This window comes from Vibrio sp. La 4.2.2 (assembly GCF_027586995.1).
GTDB classification, from domain to species: Bacteria; Pseudomonadota; Gammaproteobacteria; order Enterobacterales; family Vibrionaceae; genus Vibrio; species Vibrio mediterranei.
The window spans coordinates 55,326-73,209 of the sequence record NZ_JAPPTJ010000001.1 but is presented as its reverse complement, the minus strand read 5'-3'; the positions used below and the strand labels follow the sequence as shown (position 1 = coordinate 73,209).

General features: G+C 44.9%; 15 protein-coding genes. 7 read left to right on the top strand and 8 right to left on the bottom strand.

The window, feature by feature from the left end:
• The first annotated feature begins 49 nt into the window (after nt 1-49).
• The gene (locus OH456_RS00295; RefSeq protein WP_198558782.1) at nt 50-1,054 is read left to right on the top strand and encodes a substrate-binding domain-containing protein; all 1,005 of its coding nucleotides are present in this window, start codon (nt 50-52) and stop codon (nt 1,052-1,054) included.
• Between the two features lie 95 nt (nt 1,055-1,149).
• Here the strand turns inward: OH456_RS00295 and OH456_RS00290 are convergent, their stop codons facing one another.
• Both OH456_RS00290 and OH456_RS00285 read right to left on the bottom strand, forming a co-directional pair.
• Entirely contained in the window at nt 1,150-2,292 is a 1,143-nt protein-coding gene (locus OH456_RS00290) for an iron-containing alcohol dehydrogenase (RefSeq protein WP_171389489.1), read from the bottom strand.
• A 147-nt stretch (nt 2,293-2,439) separates the two neighbouring features.
• Complete coding sequence (locus OH456_RS00285; RefSeq protein WP_198558783.1) at nt 2,440-3,045, bottom strand: hypothetical protein; 606 nt, start codon at nt 3,043-3,045, stop codon at nt 2,440-2,442.
• Nucleotides 3,046-3,481: 436 nt separating this feature from the next.
• On the opposite strand from OH456_RS00285, the gene OH456_RS00280 reads away from it, so the two are divergent.
• On the top strand, nt 3,482-5,914 hold the full coding sequence (locus OH456_RS00280; RefSeq protein ID WP_443088618.1) for a chitinase C-terminal domain-containing protein: 2,433 nt from the start codon (nt 3,482-3,484) through the stop codon (nt 5,912-5,914).
• Between the two features lie 68 nt (nt 5,915-5,982).
• Here the strand turns inward: OH456_RS00280 and glgC are convergent, their stop codons facing one another.
• Nucleotides 5,983-7,227, bottom strand: a complete 1,245-nt coding sequence (glgC, locus tag OH456_RS00275) for a glucose-1-phosphate adenylyltransferase (protein ID WP_333482757.1) — start codon at nt 7,225-7,227, stop codon at nt 5,983-5,985.
• 274 nt (nt 7,228-7,501) lie between these two features.
• Here glgC and OH456_RS00270 point away from each other — a divergent pair, with 274 nt between their 5' ends.
• Genes OH456_RS00270 through OH456_RS00250 form a run of 5 tightly spaced genes read left to right on the top strand, consistent with a single transcriptional unit; the run spans nt 7,502 to nt 12,661 of the window.
• Nucleotides 7,502-8,254 (top strand): outer membrane lipoprotein-sorting protein, encoded by a 753-nt coding sequence (locus OH456_RS00270; RefSeq protein WP_038222067.1) that lies wholly within the window; start codon nt 7,502-7,504, stop codon nt 8,252-8,254.
• Between the two features lie 33 nt (nt 8,255-8,287).
• Entirely contained in the window at nt 8,288-9,517 is a 1,230-nt protein-coding gene (locus OH456_RS00265; protein ID WP_252039641.1) for an ABC transporter permease, read from the top strand.
• A complete protein-coding gene (locus OH456_RS00260; RefSeq protein WP_252039642.1) occupies nt 9,507-10,742 on the top strand; it encodes an ABC transporter permease in 1,236 nt (411 codons plus the stop codon). The genes OH456_RS00265 and OH456_RS00260 overlap by 11 nt, the downstream gene beginning before the upstream one ends.
• A gap of 21 nt (nt 10,743-10,763) precedes the next feature.
• The gene (locus OH456_RS00255; RefSeq protein WP_006070500.1) at nt 10,764-11,474 is read left to right on the top strand and encodes an ABC transporter ATP-binding protein; all 711 of its coding nucleotides are present in this window, start codon (nt 10,764-10,766) and stop codon (nt 11,472-11,474) included.
• 53 nt (nt 11,475-11,527) lie between these two features.
• Entirely contained in the window at nt 11,528-12,661 is a 1,134-nt protein-coding gene (locus tag OH456_RS00250; protein WP_252040008.1) for a hypothetical protein, read from the top strand.
• Here OH456_RS00250 and idi read toward each other — a convergent pair.
• The 5 genes from idi to OH456_RS00225 form a co-directional block, all read right to left on the bottom strand.
• Nucleotides 12,658-13,194 carry an isopentenyl-diphosphate Delta-isomerase gene (gene idi, locus OH456_RS00245; RefSeq protein WP_031494129.1) on the bottom strand — a complete coding sequence of 179 codons (537 nt, stop codon included), beginning with the start codon at nt 13,192-13,194 and terminating at the stop codon, nt 12,658-12,660. The genes OH456_RS00250 and idi overlap by 4 nt on opposite strands.
• 185 nt (nt 13,195-13,379) lie before the next feature.
• A complete protein-coding gene (locus OH456_RS00240) occupies nt 13,380-14,021 on the bottom strand; it encodes an START domain-containing protein (protein ID WP_252039643.1) in 642 nt (213 codons plus the stop codon).
• 190 nt (nt 14,022-14,211) lie between these two features.
• A complete protein-coding gene (locus OH456_RS00235) occupies nt 14,212-15,270 on the bottom strand; it encodes an ABC transporter permease (protein WP_252039644.1) in 1,059 nt (352 codons plus the stop codon).
• Between the two features lie 14 nt (nt 15,271-15,284).
• On the bottom strand, nt 15,285-16,310 hold the full coding sequence (locus tag OH456_RS00230; protein WP_088878264.1) for an ABC transporter permease: 1,026 nt from the start codon (nt 16,308-16,310) through the stop codon (nt 15,285-15,287).
• Nucleotides 16,310-17,818, bottom strand: a complete 1,509-nt coding sequence (locus OH456_RS00225; RefSeq protein ID WP_252039645.1) for a sugar ABC transporter ATP-binding protein — start codon at nt 17,816-17,818, stop codon at nt 16,310-16,312. The genes OH456_RS00230 and OH456_RS00225 overlap by 1 nt, the downstream gene beginning before the upstream one ends.
• Nucleotides 17,819-17,884 lie beyond the last annotated feature (66 nt).

The window sequence follows — 17,884 nt, the reverse complement described above, 5'->3', positions numbered from 1 at the left end:
TGATATTAGGCGACTACAATGCATAAGCAGTAGCGGAGAGCATTGCCCAATGGCAACGATGAAGGACATAGCAAGACTAGCTGGCGTATCCACATCGACAGTGAGTCATGTCATCAATAAAACACGGTTTGTGAGTGAAGAGATTTCGGAGCGTGTGAATAGCGCAGCGAAAGAGCTGAACTATGCCCCCTCAGCACTAGCTCGTAGCTTAAAAATGAACCGTACACGAACAATTGGAATGTTAGTGACAACCTCAACCAACCCGTTTTTTGGCGAGGTGGTGAAAGGGGTAGAACGTAGCTGTTATCATCAAAACTACAACCTTATTCTGTGCAATACAGAAGGGGATACTGAGCGCATGAGAGCATCCATCGATACGCTTCTGCAAAAGCGTGTTGATGGGCTGATTCTTATGTGTTCGACACTAGAAGGTGAGAAACTGGATATTTTCGACCAGTACCCAACTATACCGGTGGTAGTAATGGACTGGGGGCCTATCCATTTTGAAAGTGACAAAATTCAAGATAACTCTTATCTAGGAGGTTATCTAGCGACTAAGCACTTGATCGAATGTGGGCATAGGGAAATTGGTTGTATCACTGGACCATTGAATCGCCATCAGGCTTTGATGCGTTACGAGGGCTACAAAAAAGCCCTAAAAGAACATTCGTTGCTACTAAATCCCGACTGGATTATTGAGTCAGATTTTGAATGTGATGGTGGAGCTAAGTCTCTAGAGATATTAATGTCTCGTGGTGCATTACCGAGTTCGATATTTGTGTGCAATGACATGATGGCGATGGGCGCCATAAATATCGCTCATGACAAAGGCGTAAAGGTGCCCGAAGAGCTGTCTATAATCGGCTATGATGATATTCACATAGCAAAATACATGACGCCTGCTTTAACAACGATTCACCAGCCTAAATATCGGTTGGGTAAAGCTGCAGTTGAAACCTTGTTAGCCAAAATAGATAAAACGACAGAGGTTCCTGACGTAGTACAGTTAGAGCCAACCCTAGTGGTGAGAAACAGTGTAAAGTCATTATTGTAGGCTGTTCACGGCAAAATAAAAAAGCACCTCGCATTTGGCAGGTGCTTTTTTGATGTTATTGGTATGTGTTTTAATTACGGCATTCTACTGAGAATTTACAGCGCGTTAGTGAGAATTTCTCGGCTGACGTCTAGGGTAATTGCTTGATTTTCACCTAACTTAACATAGCCATTTTGCTCAAGCTTCGCTAAGACTGCTTCTACTGCATCAGACTTGTCACCGCTTACTTCGGATAATTGAGCATCAACATTTAGGCTCGAATAGAAAGCTTCAATAGCACTGATGGTGCGTTCCGCTAGATCATCGCTATCTTCTAATTGGAAGACGTTGCGTCCCATCTGCTCAATTTTCCCACGCTTGAAAGTCATCTGACTGCGTAGCAGTGACGGTTGAATAATCGCCAGTGAGCGAGCGTGATCAACATTCCAAAGAGCGGTCAGTTCGTGGCCGATCATATGAGTAGCCCAGTCTTGAGGCATCCCTGTACCAATTAAGCCGTTAAGTGCTTGGTTAGCTGTCCACATTAAGTTTTCACGCCACGCATCATCGCGTTGCTCAAACTTAGCTCCGAGCTGGAGCAGGTTACGTAGCAGCACTTCAGCATACCCTTCCTGAACCATGTTGCCTGTCTGAGTAGTGATGTATTGCTCGCAAACGTGAACCCATGCATCAACAAGCCCATTAATCAGTTGACGCTCTGGCAATGTCTTCATTGCATCCGGGTCGAGTACTGCGAACTGAGGTCGAACTAGTGGTGTCATGAAGCCCAGCTTTTCATGAGTCGACTTCTTGGTGACAACCGCGCCCATGTTTGACTCGGAACCTGTTGCTGGTAACGTCAGTATTACCCCGATAGGCACAGCTGTTTCAGGTTTATATTGACCAGTAATTAAGTCCCAGCTGTCACCATCGTGTAATGACGCTGCAGCGATGTATTTAGTTCCATCAATAACAGAACCACCACCCACTGCGAGCAAATAATCTACGCCTTCAGATTTAACCAGCTCAATAGCCTTGTCTAAGGTCTCTTTAGTAGGGTTGGCTTCTACGCCTGAGAACTCTAACCATGTGTGATTTTGCAAAGCTTCAACGACTTGATCGTAGACTCCGTTGCTTTTAATGGAGCCGCCGCCATAGATAACGAGTACTTTGGAGGTCGTTGGTATGCTAGAAGAGATCTGTGCAATTTGGCCTTGGCCGAAATGAATCACTGTAGGGTTTACGTAGCTAAATTTCATAGTATTGCCTCACATTCCAATGTAGTAAATGCACCTTAATTATGAAGAGGGCGCATTGCATTTATGCTACTTATGTTTGGGGCAAATAGATCAGGCTTCAAGTGTTAAACCTGATCTATCTGTAATGATGGGCGAATTAATGCGCAGTTAAGAGCAATCAGGGGATAGGCCAGCTATCTCTCGTTCTTGCTGTAGTTCTTTATGGAATGCTTCTAATTGGGTTTGTGCGACGGCTGGATCGTTGATGGATGAACTCATCTTAACGAATTTGCTCACCGCTCGATCAACGCCTTCAGTATTATCACGGTCAAAGTCGATCAGAGCCTGCATAGCGACTCCTGCTTCCTTATAAGATTCTTGAGATGCATTCTCGGCAGCAAGTGCTGAGCGGTATGCATTATCGTGTTGACAGGAAATTAATGCGTTCACCGAAGCATCGATATCGGGACCAAAATCTAACGAGGGCTTAGCGGGTGCAGGTGCTTTCTGCTGTTGTGCTTCTTGTTGTTGGTCTTTGGCATATCCATCTACGGCTCCGGCAGTACCGCCAGCTAGAGCCCCTGCCGTAACATTTCGACTCAATCGGTAGGTGTCTACTTCGCCATCAACGATTAGATCGGTAAGTGCCCCCAACATACCAGCAGAGACCGCACCAACTGCCGCGCCTTCTGCAGCCCCTTGTGTAGTATTGGCGCCACAGCCCAATAGTAAGACAGAAGAAATGGCGACAGCTAATAACGAACGTACTTTCATGATCAATTCCTTGTCATTGATAGTTATTGAGCCAGTATAGGATGGATCTGCAGATTTTTCTCCATTTAATTAGTATGTTAGCGAAGTATTTAACATACTAAACTGACGCAAGAACGATTCATTATTTAATTAACTTAGGTGGTATTGGGAAGAGATATAAAACTCTGTTATTTAACCTATCGAATCATTATTAATCTGTATTCTTGACGCAAAATAAGTGTCCCGTCATTTCAGTGTAACAGCAATTAATTGCGAGACATTTCTTAAAAACCATCAATAGAATTCTCAATAACGGCTCAAAAGTTACACTTTATTTTTGTCGTATCTAAAGTGTGTTTCTGAGATGTAATTGAATTGTAAATTCACAAAAAAGTCGTAGTCCTTATGATTCATTGCATCATTGTGAAATTTTCTACTAGTTAAGAAAGGATTCGTAATGGAACATACTAGAAAGCTCACACCTACATTGAAGGTAGGTTCTCTAAGCTTATTAGCACTGGTTTGTGCTGCTTCACTATATGGTAATTATGCCCAAGCGAACACATCACAAACTGACTGTCGTCCAGATGGCTTATATCAGACACCAGGCATAACGGTACCTTATTGCACTATTTATGATGCAGAGGGGAGAGAGCTGATGGGGGCAGACCACCCACGTCGAGTAATTGGTTACTTTACGAGTTGGCGTTCAGGGAGTGATCCTCAGGCAGCCTACTTAGTTAAAGATATTCCTTGGGACCAATTAACTCATATCAACTACGCGTTCGTCAGTATAGGCTCAGATGGCAAAGTTAATATTGGTGACGTTAATGATCCGAATAATGTAGCTGTAGGTCAGGAATGGCCTGGTGTGGAAGTTGACCCTGCGCTTGGCTTTAAAGGCCATTTTGGGGCGTTAGCGACAGCGAAAAAGAAACATGGTGTAAAAACCCTGATCTCTATAGGAGGTTGGGCTGAGACCGGTGGTCATTTCGCTACCGACGGTACACGAGTTGCTGACGGTGGTTTCTATACTATGACCACTAATGCTGATGGCTCGATTAATCATCAAGGAATTGAAACCTTTGCTACTTCAGCCGTTGAAATGATGAGAACGTATCAGTTTGATGGTTTGGATATTGACTATGAATATCCTACCTCAATGGCAGGCGCGGGTAACCCAGATGACAAAGCGTTTGCAGAAAGCCGAAGAGCGCATCTTTGGAAGTCTTATGAAGTGTTGATGAAAGTACTGCGTGAGAAACTGGACGCGGTCAGTGCTCAAGATGGTGTGCATTATATGTTGACGATTGCGGCACCTTCCTCAGGCTACTTACTGCGTGGTATGGAAACCATGTCAGTGACCCAATATCTTGATTATGTGAATATTATGTCCTACGACCTCCACGGAGCCTGGAATGACCATGTAGGCCATAACGCAGCCCTTTATGACACAGGTGAAGACTCTGAACTGGCACAATGGAATGTCTATGGAACAGCAGCTTATGGTGGCATCGGGTACCTAAACACTGATTGGGCTTATCATTATTTCCGTGGTTCCATGCCTGCTGGTCGAATCAATATTGGTGTTCCGTACTATACCCGAGGATGGCAAAACGTTTCTGGTGGCAACAACGGCCTATGGGGACGTGCACCACTTCCGAATCAATCTGAATGCCCAGCGGGAACGGGAGAAGGAGAGAAAAACAACTGTGGATACGGTGCTTTAGGTATCGACAATATGTGGCATGATAAGGACGTTAACGGCAATGAAATGGGCGCAGGTTCTAACCCTATGTGGCATGCGAAGAACTTAGAAAAGGGTATCTGGGGCTCCTATGCACAAGCCTATGGTTTAGATCCTGTAAACGACCCAAGCGATAAGTTTGTAGGAACCTACACTCGTAACTATGACAGTGTTGCCGTCGCACCTTGGTTGTGGAATGCAGAAAAGAACGTTTTCCTTTCTACTGAAGATGTAGAATCTATTGATGTAAAAGCGCAATACGTTATTGATAAAGAAATTGGTGGCATCATGTTTTGGGAACTTGCGGGTGACTACAACTGTTATGTACTAGACGCTAATGGTAATCGTGGAGCGGTTGATCTTACGGAACAAGCATGTGCAACTGGTAATGGTGAATATCATATGGGTAATAGCATGACCAAAGCCATGTACGACAAATTCTTGAGTGCTAGCCCGTATGGCAATAAAGTTGCTACGGGTGCGATACCAACTGAGGCTGTTGATATTGCTGTTTCTATCGATGGTTTCAAAGTAGGTGACCAAAATTACCCAATCAATCCTAAAATCACTTTCACCAACAATACAGGCACCGACATTCCAGGTGGCACTGAGTTTCAATTTGATATTCCAGTATCGGCACCGGACAACGCTAAAGACCAGTCTGGCGGTGGACTAAAAGTTATCGCTTCTGGTCATACTAGAGCGAATAATATCGGTGGTCTAGACGGACCAATGCATCGCGTCGCCTTTACGCTACCAAGCTGGAAGAGTTTAGCTGCTGGGGCGAGCTATGAACTGGATATGGTGTACTACCTACCTATCTCAGGTCCTGCTAATTATGCAGTCAATGTTAATGGTGTCGACTATGCATTTAAGTTCGAACAGCCTGATCTTCCTCTTGCTGACTTGAACGCTGGTGGTGGGAATAATGGCGGTGGCGATGGAGGTGGTAACTCTGGAACGTGTAATACCACCGGAGTAAATGCTTATCCAAATTTCCCTCAAACGGACTGGAAAGGTGACCCTAGCCACGCGAGTGGTGGTGATAAAATGAGTCACAACGGAGTGGTTTACAAAGCGAAATGGTGGACGAACTCGGTGCCAGGAAGTGACGGTAGTTGGGAACAAGTCTGCGTTATCTAATAGATAGCAACTAAACAGCAAAGCCGCCAAGTTATATTGGCGGCTTTTGTAATTTATGTCATAGATTTTTAGTCTACAAATACATAGCCTTCCGGTACAACAACAATACCTTTCTCTGAAATATGAAAACGCTCCGCGTCTTGTGATGGGTTTAGGCCAATCACTGTACCGGCAGGAATGACAACGTGCTTGTCGACAATACAGTTTGCTAATTGACAGTTTTCACCGACGGTAACCTCTCCAAACAAAATACTGTCAGCAATGGTCGCACCATCATTGATTCTTACGTTGGATGACAGAATGGAGTGGTGGACTGAACCACCAGAATTGACCACACCGTTGGCGATAATCGAATTAATAAATATGCCTTCGTTCCCAGTCGCAGAAGGGACAGTGCGTGCTGGAGGCAACTGAGGTTCATATGTCCGTATTCCCCAGTTTTCTTGATATAAATTCATTGGTGGAACAGGCTCTAGTAAGTCCATATTCGCCTCATAGAACGAATCAATAGTGCCGACATCTCGCCAGTAGCAATCTCGTGCCACGCGGCCTTTATCTTGGCCGAAGTTGTAAGCATAAACACCTTGTGAGTCTATCAACTTAGGAATGATATCCTTTCCGAAATCGTGACTTGAACTATCCAGTTCAGCGTCATCTTCTAGAGCTTGCTGAAGTGTTTCCATATCAAATACATAGATGCCCATAGAGACAAGGGAACGACGAGGGTCTGTCGGCATGGCCGCTGGATCTGCTGGCTTTTCAGCAAATGCTGTTACTTGCAACTCAGCATTGGTCGCCATTACTCCAAACGCACTGGCTTCATCTCGAGGTACGCCCATACAAGCAACCGTAAGTTTAGCGCCAGTTTGTTTGTGCTCTTCAACCATAGCAGCGTAATCCATACGATAGATATGGTCGCCTGACAACACAACTACGTGCTTAGCGTCACTTCGTGAGAGGAGCCACATGTTGTGATAAATAGCATCGGCAGTGCCTTCATACCATTTGCCGCCTTTTCTCATTTGCGGTGGTACGACGGTAATAAATTCTTTTAGTTCAGGATTGAAGATCGACCAACCGTCTCGGATATGTTTATGTAAGGAGTGAGACTTGTATTGGGTGAGAACCAGAATTTGCCGTAGTCCAGAATGCAAACAGTTGGTTAGCGTAAAGTCGATAATTCGGTATTTGCCACCGAAGGGTACGGCAGGTTTAGCGCGGTCATCGGTTAGAGGGCTTAACCGTGAACCCATGCCTCCTGCGAGAACAATCGTAAGGACATCTTGCATCGTCTTCTCCCTGAATGTGTGCAATTTTTATGGGGGTCTATTAATCCTTACAAGATCTACGCCATACCGTAACTTACTGATTATTCAAAGCTATGGAGTTCCTTAAATAGAGTTTTGCACCATTTTAGTGATGTCTATTCGAAAATTGCACCCGAATAGCAGCAGTGATATCGCATTGACTCAATATGGTGCAAATTGCAGAATATTAACTTCGATAGTTATGGAAATGTCATGTGTCACAAATATATATTTAAAGAATTGATATAGTCTTCCAAACCGATAAGAACAGGTGTTCTCAATGAGATTTATATTGCGCGCTATTGCTGCCTTACTACTACTGTTTTCCCTACCGAGCCTGGCATTAAGCCCATCGGATATCGTCATCAAATCTGACCAATCTATGAGAGGCGACTCAAGCTATACCGAACTGACCATGCGTATTATCAGGCCTGATTGGACGAGAACAATGAGTATGAAGAGTTGGACCAAAGGGCAAGATCTTTCCCTTGTTTTGGTTACAGCACCTGCAAAAGATAAAGGCTCTGCCTCGCTAAAACGTCAACGGGAAATGTGGAACTGGTTACCGAATATTGAGAGGGTGGTAAAGATTGCGCCATCTATGTTGGGACAGTCATGGATGGGATCGGACTTTACCAATGATGACCTCATAAACCAGTCTTCTATTGTGGTTGATTACACACATGAGTTAGTAAAAGAAGAGAGTTTCGATGGTGAGCAAACTTGGGTCATTGACGCTTATGCTAAGCCGGATGCGCCAGTAGTTTGGAGTAAGGTAAGACTGTGGATTTCAAAAGAGACTTTCTTACAACGTAAAGCGGAGTTCTATGACGAGTTTGATGAGAAGGTAAATACAATGCAAACCTTTGATATCAAGGAATTAGGTGGACGTAAAGTGGCAACACGTATGGAGATGATTCCAGCTGACAAACCCGGACAGAAGACAGAAATGATCACTCATCAAGCACAGTTTAATTTTGCTATTGAAGACAGCTTCTTCTCTCAAAGCCAAATGAAAGCGTTACGTGACTAAGGCCCACATGAAAACAAGGAGTGAGCGTTCATCATGTTATTAAAACTGGCTTGGCGAAATCTGTGGCGACAAAAACGCCGAACCTTGCTAACCGCATCGGCGTTGGCATTAGCCCTTTTTTTGTCTCTGTTAACTCGTAGCTTTCAAGAAGGAAGCTACAACGCCAACATAGATAACGCGGCACGCTTTTATACCGGTCTCATTCAATTACAGCACCCAGAATATGCCGAAAGCAATAGTATCGATGATGTGATATCGGGTGACCTGGAGCAGTTTCCTTATCTAAAGAACATGAACAGTGTTAGCTATATTTTGCCGAGACTTGAGTCTGTAGCATTGGCTGCGGCCGATGACCGCTCTAAGGGTGTGTTGGTTTTGGGCGTGGATCCAGAAGCAGAAGATCGCTATTCACATGTTAGTAGTAAAGTCAGTTCTGGGAATTTTATCGATTCTGACAGTAACGGTGTTTTATTGGGTGAAGGACTAGCCTCGTACTTAAAACTGAACGTAGGTGATGAAATAATACTCTACGGGCAAGGTTACAGAGGACACACTGCTGCGGGGCTTTACACTGTAAATGGATTGCTTCATTTCCCAGTGAAAGCACTGGATAACCAAATGGTTTATATGCCGATCAAGCTTACACAAGAGCTATACAGTACTGGTGATCAAGTCACTTCTTGGGTATTGCACACCGACTCCCTTGATGACGTTGCAACTGTCGAAACAAAGCTTAAAGATCATTATCAGGATCAATTGAAAGTTAGGGATTGGCAAGACCTATCCCCTGAAATGGCGCAACAAATTGCCTTGGATCGTGCAGGTGGAATTTTCTTAATTTACATCTTATATGGCATTGTTGGTTTTGGTTTGTTTGCGACTGTCATGATGATGACACTGGAACGGCAGCGAGAGTTTGGCGTTATGCTTGCAACGGGCATGGTACGACGTCAACTACTGGGGTTGTTATTCATTGAATCGGCGTTCATTTGTCTTTTAGGTATTGTTATCGGTACGCTATTGACCATGCCAGTTCTAGGTTATTTCTTCTTAAATCCTATCGAGATAACAGGTGATGCTGCTCAAATGATGCTTGAAGCCGGCTTCGAGCCGATTCTTCCGGTTCACCTCGATCTTTCGTTATTTATGACCCAAGCCGTGGCTGTCACGTTCATCTTATTATTGTGTCTAGTCTACCCAAGTTGGCGTCTCTATCGTCTCAATCTGGTTTCTGCGCTAAAAGGGGGATCACATGCTCATTAAATTGGCGTGGCGTAATCTATGGCGCAACAAAATTCGCACCGGGATCATGGCGGGCGCTATGGTATTCGGTCTGGTGGGGGTGGTTGCCATGATGGGATTCATGAATGGTATGACTGACAACATGGTCCATAATGCTATTGCTTGGCAAACCAGTCACTTACAGATCCATAATCAAAGATTCGATGAGAATCCTGATATTAAAGACACCGTAATTGGTGATAAGCAAATTGAAGCTGCACTTGAGGCAAACTCGAATATCAATCAGTGGGTATCTAGGTTCGTTGTGGATGGCATGATGGCATCAGCTCGCAGCACCCGTGGTGTAACGGTATTGGGCATAGATTCGACCAATGAACGTGACTTTACACCAATTGCAGAACGTCTCGTTGATGGGGAGTGGCTTGATGAAAAAGGTCGTAACCCGATATTAGTGTCGGCCAAAAATGCGCAGCGTCTAAAGCTTCGCGTGGGCTCTAAGGTGGTGATTACGTTTACCGACCCTAAAGGAGAGGTAACGGGAGCGGCATTCCGAGTTCGCGGTATCTTTAAAACGCCATCATCTGCTTACGATGATGGTCACGTCTTAGTCCGAAAGTCTGACATCCAATCTCTGGCAAAACTTAATGGTGTTCATGAATATGCCGTCCAAGTAACCGCAAAGGCTAACGCTGACAGTGAGGAGCAAGTACGACATGTTGTCTCAGACCTGCAATCGCTCATTCCAAGTGGTAACGTGGTACAAGGTTGGTATCAATTGCAACCGCTATTGGCAACCATGATTAATACGATGAAAATCAGTAATCAAGTGATGTTGACGGTTTTTGTTGTGGCGATGGCGTTTGGTATCGTCAATATCATGTTGATGTCGGTTTTTGAACGTACTCAAGAATTTGGCGTTTTAATGGCCGTGGGAATGCAAAAGCACAAGATTTTTATGCTGGTGATGCTAGAAACTGTGTTACTAGGTAGCTTAGGTGCCGTTTTAGGTATTGTATTTAGCAAAGCACTTATTGCTATTTTAGGTCACACGGGGTTGTCACTTGGCTCTATGGCGCAAGGGTTAGGTGCTTATGGCGTAGATACGTTACTGTTCCCAACGGTCTCCAATGAACAATACCTGATGGTATTTGTTACCGTGTTTATCGCCTCTATAGTGGCTGCGCTCTATCCTGCACGACAAATCCTTAAACAGAAGCCCGTTGAAGCTATGTCTGATAAGAAATAATCAAAAGGTAAGTGAATTGAGATGACCATAGAGATTAAACAGCTTAATAAAATCTATAACCCAAAAAGTGAATTTCCGGTGCATGCGGTTCAAGACTTATCTTTGACGATTGAGCAGGGAGAGTTTGTCGCCATTATGGGACCTTCGGGATCAGGAAAAACTACTATCCTCAATATGTTAGGGGGCATTGATACCCCTACATCTGGAGAAGTATGGATTGAGGAAAGCAACATTTGTCAGCTATCTGAGAAACAACTCATTGCATTTCGCCGTGACAACATCGGGTTTATCTTCCAGGACTATAGTTTATTACCTGTCCTGACTGCTCAAGAGAATGTCGAGTTTGTCATGCAACTACAAGGCGTAGCAGAGAAGCAGTGTCAGCAGCGTGCGAGTGAGTTATTGGCCCAAGTGGGGCTTGAAAATCAGAAAGATAAACGGCCACCAAAAATGTCTGGGGGACAACAGCAACGTGTAGCCGTCGCACGTGCTCTAGCGCCAAGACCACGATTTGTGATGGCGGACGAACCGACAGCCAACCTAGACGCCAAAAGTACCGCAGAACTGCTAGATATTATGCAACATCTGAACGAAGTGGAAGGAACGACATTTATATTTTCCACCCATGATCCTCGAGTGATAAAAAGGGCAAAGCGCGTCATTGTGTTTGAAGATGGCAAACTGGCGTCCGACAAACTGCAAACTGAGCTTACCACGGAGCTCGAACACTAGTTATGTGGAAAAAGTTAGTCACCACCATTTTTATCGTTGGCGCAGCTGTCTATATGGTAGAAGTGAAAGCGGAGATACCGGGGTTACAGCCAGAGAAGAACTGGGACCTAACTGGTTATGTGAAATACATGGCGACAGGGGGTATTCCAGATCACGGAGAGAATACCTTAGATCATCTTATACATCAGCGATTTAACTACGAGTATCGCTTCTCTTCCTCATTTCGTTTTAATGCAGGCATGCGCAATAGAGTACTCGCTGGCGATAGCTTGAATGCGCCGTTCTATTCAGAGATTACTGCGGCGGACAACGGATATTTTGACCTATCAAGAAACCTGGTCGATAACGACAACATGATCATCAACAGTCAGTTTGACCGTTTGTATTTTGATTGGAAAGGAGATGACTGGAGCTCAAGAATAGGACGTTATCGAGTCAATTGGGCGATGAACACCATTTGGAATCCTAACGATTTGTATAACTCGTACTCGATATACGACTTTGACTATGAAGAAAGACCAGGAACCGATGCGATATCGCTCAGCCGCAAACTTGGATTTGCGAGCAGTATAGACTTTGTCTACAGTCCCAACAAAGACAGCAATTTACAGAGATACTCTGCTCGCTATCTTTTTAATCACAAGGGTTGGGACATGCAGGTTCTAGCTGGACGCTCAGGTTTGGATTACGTTGTAGGTGGTGGTTTTGCCGGTGATATTAATGGTGCTGGCTTTAGAGGGGAGCTGACATGGTTTGACCCATGGAAGTCCGAGTATCAAGGTCAATCTTATGAAAAGACCATCGTATCGAGTATTGAGACTGACTATAGTTTTGGTGGAAGACGCAATTGGATAGGGCGAGCATCGGTACTTTATATTAGTGAACCACAACAAGCGATTGATGCGGCGGTATATCTAACTTTGCCTCTCACCGCGAGAACTCTGAGTTTTACTAAATTCACGGGCTACGCCGACTTAGGTTTCGACATTACACCATTGTCGCGATTTACTATGTCTGGTAGTTACTATCAAGATGGCTCTTTTTTCGTTGGTTTATCCAACAGCTACTCATTGTCTGACGACTGGCAATTACTTACCGTATTACAGCGTTTTGATGGCAGTTCGGGAAGCTTGTTTGGAGCAACCCCCTCAACACTGCTGTTTGCCAACATCAAATGGTCATTCTAATTACTTAGATGATGAGTCGTTTTCTCTAAAACTAACCGAAACCATGCACTGAAGGTTGCTGGCTCCGCCTTCATCGTTTGCTCGATATCAGACTGCTGCCACCATTCACACAGTTCTGCTTCGTCTGCATTAAGGTTGAATTCGACCTTGTTCGATTCAGCAATAACCACGTGATCAAGTTCATTCTCAGTTAAACCATTGCTGAATTTAGCACAATAACTAACGGTACCAATATCGATGAGTTCGAGTGGGGTCGTTATGCCAAGCTCTTCGACAAGACGACGTTGTGAAGCCGAGATAATCTCTTCATCTGGACGTGGATGTGAACAGCAGGTATTACTCCACAATCCACCACTGTGATATTTATTGATCGCGCGTTTCTGAAGTAAGAACTCAAGTTGGCCAGCGTTATAACGATAAATAAGCACTGAAAAAGCCAGATGTTTAAGGCCTAAACGGTGGGCTTCCAGCTTCTCTTCGGTACCGATTGGTTTCCCAAATTTATCGACGACAACAACCAGTTCACAACTCATATTCTATCTCACGCTTGCTTAATGACCGCTTTGAACACTGCGGTTTTCTCTTATTTCACTGCGCCAACCAGCGAGGGCGCGAATCATAGCACAAAAGACCCTGTGATGGAGAGTGGAGGGGAGATTAATTCACAACATTGATACTAAAGATGAAGAGAGATGGATCATTAATGTATTGATTGGGCTCATTCTTTCAGATATGGATGAGAGTAGCGTTGGTACCTCGGTAACTGATTTCTTAGATTATTGAACGTCGCTCTAGCACTTTGGGTCGAGAGTTTATTCATCAACCAGTCGGGTAAAATTCCGCCAGGGTCAGCATAGGCTTTGTATTCGATAAGTGTCGTACCATTAGTCAATTTTTGTAGATTCCAACTCGCATCGACAGAGGTAATGCGAATATAGCCTTCTTGGATCGGCAATGAAGATTCAGGAGCATCGTTAATTTCTATGGTGAAACCATAATCGTCGACCCAATACTTCGAGTAGGTAACCATATCGCGGTCTCTCGCTGGCCAAGGCGCTTTAAACTGGGTATAAACGATGTTTTCGTTGATTGATATTTGCCTTAACACTCGGCTATGGCTGGCGTTATCTATCCAGTTGGGGACGTTTTCACTATCTTCTAATAAGGTTAAGAAGGCGCTATAAGTTGTTGGTGTAAACATTTGCGCTCGGATTTCGACTAAGCCATCGGTATGTTCTCGAGTGTAGATAGTGATTCCGTCATTATCACTGTCAAATTGCCAATAGCTATTTTCTTCAGCGCTTAATGAGCCTGTCAGCAGTATCGTCGAGAACAGTAAAATGATGCGTAAAACGTCCATGTTTCACCTGTTGAATGTCAATTTCTTGCATTAAGCATATACAATTTTATTCGAAAAATCAGGGTAGTAGACCTTTTAAGTAAAAGAATGGAAGTAGAAGTAGATAGATAGAAGTAGGGAAAAGCTATTCCAAATAGTAAGAGCCAACAGGGCTAGGCGCACGTGTTGGCTCTTTAGGTTGTAATGAATATTAGCCTTGGTTACGCTTTCGGCTTACCAAGTGATTTGACGCCGCCGCTGCTAATAGCGCACCACCAATTACCAAGGTTTGGTAGTAGGCAGGTACGAGAGTGAGCATCCCGACGGTTAAGGTCATGATAATCAATGCACCAACAAATGAACGCAGTACTTTGCCTTCACCGCCACTAAACGCTGTACCACCAATTAACACCACAAGAATCGCGGTCAACTCCATACCATCACCCGACAGCGGGTCACCCAGCGACATAAAGCTTGAACGAGCAATCCCCGCAAGCGCAGCTGTTGCACCGACAATGGCGTAGAGCGTGAAGACGACTAGCCCAGTCTTAATACCTGATAATTTAGCCGCCGTTGGGTTACCACCCGTCGCTGCGGCGTATTTACCTAGTAAAGAACGGTTTTGCAGGATGATGAGCAAAGCCGTAACCCCCACCGCTACCCAAAATGCCATTGGCAAACCAAGTAAAACAGCATCGCGACCATAGTCGTTAAACCATGCTGGCATTTTTAGATCGCCCATGGACTTGATGGCTGACACGCCATCTTCTACTAGAAGCAGTGCGATGCCTTTATATAAACTCAGGGTAATCAAAGTGGCAATAACGGGCGTAATATTAAACTTCACCACTAACAAGCCGTTGAAAGCGCCCAGCAATACACCACAAAACACGGTAATGGAGAAAGCCGCCCACATTGGAACACCATTGATGGCGAGGAGGGCATATATGACCGCAGTGAGTCCCATGGTGCTACCAACGGATAAGTCGATGTAACCCGAAACCATTAGCAAGGTAAATGCGCCGGCAAGCACTAACAGTGGTGCGGAGACACGTAAAATGTTGATGACGTTTTTCTTATAAAGAAAGTTTCCGCGCTCAAACAGTGCATACTGATCTAAGTTAACGCTACTTAGAAAAATAACAATCGCTGCTAATACAAAGTAGATGTAATAGTTACGGAAAAACTCGGCCACTTGTCCGCCCAGTGCAGGTGATGGTACTGGTGACGGGGCAGATGATGAATTAAGTGATTTGGTTGAATCGGACATAACGTTTCCCCTCTTTATTTGTTTCTAAGGGACAGTGCCCAAGTTTGAGCAGTAATTGCTAAGAAAACGGCGACTGCTTTGAGTATGAATTGCCAATCCGGTGAGAGAGTTAACCCAGTTGCAGCCGAGGTTACCACCGCCAAGATAATGGCACCAAAGAACATGCCAATGACAGAACCGAAGCCGCCAGCAATAGCAATACCGCCAAGTAGCGCAATAACCAATGCGTCAAACTCCATCAGTAAACCACGATTAGAAAAGCCTGACTTAAACTCTGAGGAGAGCAGGATGCCAACAATGCCGGCTACTAGTGCACTAAATAGATAGAGGTAAGTAATGTGTTTTGAATTGTCGATACCTGACAGCTTGGCGGCTTCAGGGTTGGCGCCAATCCAATAGGTGATGCGGCCAAACACGGTTTTACGCTCAATAAAAATGGCGACAAAAAATAGAATGAGCATAAACAGCACGGGGAATTGCATTGAGGTGCCAAACACCTTCAAATTGCCTAGCAAGCCAAACTCCTCCGGCAAATTGGTGTTGCGTTGCGAACCTTGAGTAATCACCTGAGCGATACCTCTCGCCACCATCATAGTACCCAGCGTGACGATGATTGATGGGATGCGAAACTTCACGACGAACAGAGCGTTTAGACCACCGATAGCCAGTGCACCCATTAAAGCGCCGACCACGGCTAACCAATAAGGTAAGCCTAAACCTGTGGACAGAGCAGAACCGCCACCTATGGCTTGAGCAAACCAAACCGATAGCACGCCTGAAAGCGCAACAATACCGCCAACGGATAGGTCAAAGTTGCCTGAAATCAACAAGAAAGAGACGCCAACACCAAGAGAAATTACTGCCCAGTTATTGGTAATCAGGTTAAGCATGTTTTGAACTTGGAAAAAGTTCGGGACAAACGCTGACGCAACAAGAAAGAGTCCGATAGCGACAAATGCCACTAACAAGGTGATGTACATTTGGTCGCTCACCCTTCGATACTCGACTGGCGAGTGATTAGGCTTTACTGACGTGTTCATTATACTGCCTCCTCAAGGCCACCCGTAGCGGCATTTAAAATAAAGTTAGTGTCGACGTTCGGTCCATTCTTGATTTCAGACACCAGTGAACCGTCATAAAGTAAGAAGATTCGGTCACAAACACCCAAGATCTCTTCGAGTTCTGTAGAAAACACCGCGACTGAGTTGCCTTCGTTGGCGAGGCTTTTCACCAAGTCATAGATCTCTTTTTTCGCTCCCACATCGACGCCGCGAGTGGGTTCATCAAGTAGAAGAAGCTTTGCCTGTGAGAACAGACATTTAGCGATAACCACTTTTTGCTGATTACCACCGGAGAGTTTCTCTGTGTGCTTTTCTATTGAGCTGGTGGCAATGGAGAGCTTATCGACGTAATCAATCGCTGCATTCAGCTCATCATCTTCTCTGAATACCCCGAAGTCAGACATTCTTGGTAGATTCATCACTGGGATATTTTCTCGAATGGTTAAATTGGTAAATAAGCCTTGAGTACGACGTTCTTCAGGAACGAGGGCAATACCTGCAGCAATGGCTTCACGTGGCGAATTACCCACATCTTTGCCATTGAGGCGAATTGTGCCTGAGACTTTGTCGGCGCCGAATATCGCTCGTGCGATTTCTGTTTTTCCCGCGCCAACCAAACCATAAAACCCAACGATTTCGCCTTTTTTGATATCAAACGAGACATCTTTGAGGCGGTGGTTATTAAGGCGCTGCGCCGCCAGGAACACTTCATCGGTAATGGCGTCGCGCGGGGAATAATCGTGCATGATGCTTCGACCAATCATCATATCGATAAGCTCTGCGCGGCCATCGACTTCAGACATGGGTTTGGTTGCGATGTGTTTGCCATCGCGCATGACGGTGACGCGGTCGCCTAGGGTCAAAATCTCATCCAGTTTGTGAGAGATATAAATAACCGTCACGCTTTGTTCTTGTAGCCTACGAATAACGGTAAAAAGTCTTTCGACTTCTCTTTCCGACAACGCAGCTGTTGGCTCATCCATAATGATGACGTTCGCGCCAGATGAAGCGGCACGTGCAATTTCAATAATCTGCTTTTGAGCGACACCTAGGGTCGAGACGCGAGCATATGGGTCGATAGATGGCTCGATGGTCGCTAAGGTCTCGATTACGCGATCCTCTAGATCTGATTTAATTAAAAAGCCGAATCGGCTCTGTTCCATACCCAGCGTTAAGTTTTCAAGTACAGTCAATTCATCAACGACGTGTAGCTCTTGGAATAAAGTGGCGATTCCCGATTCACGTGCTGACTGAGTGCCAGTAGGTCGGTAATCCTTACCGTTCACTTTCATTACGCCTTGAGTAGGCTGAATAGCACCGGTGATCATTTTTACCAATGTGGATTTTCCTGCGCCGTTCTCGCCAATCAAGCAGTGAACGGTACTTCGTTCAATTGCAAAGCTCACATCGTTAACTGCCCGAACACCGGGGTAGTCTTTAATCAGCCCTTCAATTGATAATACAGGTGTTGAATTGTGACTATTCAAGATGATCTCTCCTTCAGTGGTTGCACCTTCGATACTGCTAGGCCACAGATGACATGACAGATGAAG

Coding starts and splice junctions, on each gene's coding strand:
- OH456_RS00295 (WP_198558782.1), top strand. CDS start 50: ATGGCAACGATGAAGGACATAGCAAGACTAGCTGGCGTATCCACATCG.
- OH456_RS00290 (WP_171389489.1), bottom strand. CDS start 2,292: ATGAAATTTAGCTACGTAAACCCTACAGTGATTCATTTCGGCCAAGGC.
- OH456_RS00285 (WP_198558783.1), bottom strand. CDS start 3,045: ATGAAAGTACGTTCGTTATTAGCTGTCGCCATTTCTTCTGTCTTACTA.
- OH456_RS00280 (WP_443088618.1), top strand. CDS start 3,482: ATGGAACATACTAGAAAGCTCACACCTACATTGAAGGTAGGTTCTCTA.
- OH456_RS00270 (WP_038222067.1), top strand. CDS start 7,502: ATGAGATTTATATTGCGCGCTATTGCTGCCTTACTACTACTGTTTTCC.
- OH456_RS00265 (WP_252039641.1), top strand. CDS start 8,288: ATGTTATTAAAACTGGCTTGGCGAAATCTGTGGCGACAAAAACGCCGA.
- OH456_RS00260 (WP_252039642.1), top strand. CDS start 9,507: ATGCTCATTAAATTGGCGTGGCGTAATCTATGGCGCAACAAAATTCGC.
- OH456_RS00255 (WP_006070500.1), top strand. CDS start 10,764: ATGACCATAGAGATTAAACAGCTTAATAAAATCTATAACCCAAAAAGT.
- OH456_RS00250 (WP_252040008.1), top strand. CDS start 11,528: ATGGTAGAAGTGAAAGCGGAGATACCGGGGTTACAGCCAGAGAAGAAC.
- idi (WP_031494129.1), bottom strand. CDS start 13,194: ATGAGTTGTGAACTGGTTGTTGTCGTCGATAAATTTGGGAAACCAATC.
- OH456_RS00240 (WP_252039643.1), bottom strand. CDS start 14,021: ATGGACGTTTTACGCATCATTTTACTGTTCTCGACGATACTGCTGACA.
- OH456_RS00235 (WP_252039644.1), bottom strand. CDS start 15,270: ATGTCCGATTCAACCAAATCACTTAATTCATCATCTGCCCCGTCACCA.
- OH456_RS00230 (WP_088878264.1), bottom strand. CDS start 16,310: ATGAACACGTCAGTAAAGCCTAATCACTCGCCAGTCGAGTATCGAAGG.